The organism is Pseudomonas sp. SIMBA_067 (genome assembly GCF_046534675.1).
Taxonomy (GTDB): Bacteria; Pseudomonadota; Gammaproteobacteria; order Pseudomonadales; family Pseudomonadaceae; genus Aquipseudomonas; species Aquipseudomonas putida.
In genome coordinates, this window is sequence record NZ_JAWRYH010000446.1 from 1 (window position 1) to 271 (window position 271).

The following is a 271-nucleotide window of genomic DNA, read 5'->3' on the forward strand; positions in this document are numbered from 1 at the left end:
CTGACACTTTCCATCACCGGGAACTAACGCATGCGCCTGAAACTTTTCTGGCTCGCAATGCTGAATATTGCGACCATCATTTTACTCTCCACGCTGTGGGAATTCGGGCTCGAGGCGTGGATCTCCAGCCTGCTGGGCCTGAGCTATGATCCCGATTTTGAAACCAGCGAGCGGCTGCGGTTTATCCTGACCTCCACCTCGTTTGCCGGACTGGCAATGATTATTCCGGCGCTGCTTATTGCGGGTCTGATCCGCAACACGCTGCGTGCGG

At 55.7% G+C, this 271-nt stretch carries 1 pseudogene; it reads left to right on the plus strand.

Annotation, left to right across the window (positions count from 1 at the left end):
* Window positions 1-30 precede the first annotated feature (30 nt).
* Window positions 31-271 (plus strand): annotated as a pseudogene (locus SB765_RS29830) (GGDEF-domain containing protein); the annotation flags it as partial.